Annotated in this window: 1 protein-coding gene; it reads right to left on the reverse strand. The window is 65.7% G+C overall.

What is annotated here, in order from left to right; translation table 11 throughout:
* Positions 1-100: 100 nt before the first annotated feature.
* Positions 101-1018, reverse strand: a 918-nt coding sequence (gene arcC, locus DXB98_RS10045; RefSeq protein ID WP_147330332.1) for a carbamate kinase, incomplete at its 5' end; no start/stop codon positions are given.

The following is a 1018-nucleotide window of genomic DNA, read 5'->3' on the forward strand; positions in this document are numbered from 1 at the left end:
AGCAAAAGCCCCGCAGTCGGAGCGGACTGCAGGGCTCATGAAGAGAAGTAGTTTGTGGGCGCTTTGCCTGGCGCCCACGAGAGAGGCAACAGAGTAGAGACTACTCGTGGATGCGGGTACCGGAGAGGCCGGCCATGGTCTCGGCGGCCTTGTCCAGGGCGCCGATGATGCAGGTGCGGCCCTTGCGGGAACGGGCGAACTTGATGGCGGCGCGAACCTTGGGCTCCATGGAGCCCTTGCCGAACTGGCCCTCGTCGGCCAGGCGCTCGGCCTCGTCGGCGGTGAGGTCCTCGAGCTCCTCCTGGTCGGGCTTGCCAAAGTTGATGGCGACATGCTCGACGGCGGTCAGCAGGAACAGGACGTCGGCGTCGCAGTCCTCGGCCAGCAGCTCGCCGCCCAGGTCCTTGTCGATGACGGCGGGAACGCCCTTGTAGCAGCCCTTGTTCTCGTAGTCGCGGACGACGGGGATGCCGCCGCCACCGCAGGCGATGACGATGAACTCGTTGTCGAGCAGGTTGAGGATGGAGTCAGCCTCGACGATCTTCTTGGGATCGGGGGAAGCGACGACGCGACGCCAGCCGCGGCCGGAATCCTCGACGAAGACCTTGGAGGGGTCCTCGGCCATGAACTCCTTGGCCTGCTCCTCGGTGTAGAAGGGGCCGATCGGCTTAGTCGGGTTCTTGAACGCGGGATCATCCGGGTCGCACTCGATCTGGGTGACGACGGTGGCGGCGTGCCAACGCTTGTAGCGCTTGTGCATCTCGCGGCCGATGCCCTGCTGCAGGTGATAACCAATGTAGCCCTGGGACATGGCGCCGCACTCGGGCAGCGGCATCTCGGGGGTGCCGATGGCGTCGTGGGCAGCGGCGAAGGCGTTCTGGATCATGCCGACCTGCGGGCCGTTGCCGTGGGTGATGATGATCTCGTTGCCCTGCTCGATAAGACCGAGGAGAGCGTGGGCGGTGTTGCTCACGGCCTCGATCTGCTCGACGGGGTTGTTGCCGAGGGCGTTGCCGCC

Source organism: Collinsella sp. OM07-12 (assembly GCF_003438275.1).
GTDB lineage: Bacteria > Actinomycetota > Coriobacteriia > Coriobacteriales > Coriobacteriaceae > Collinsella.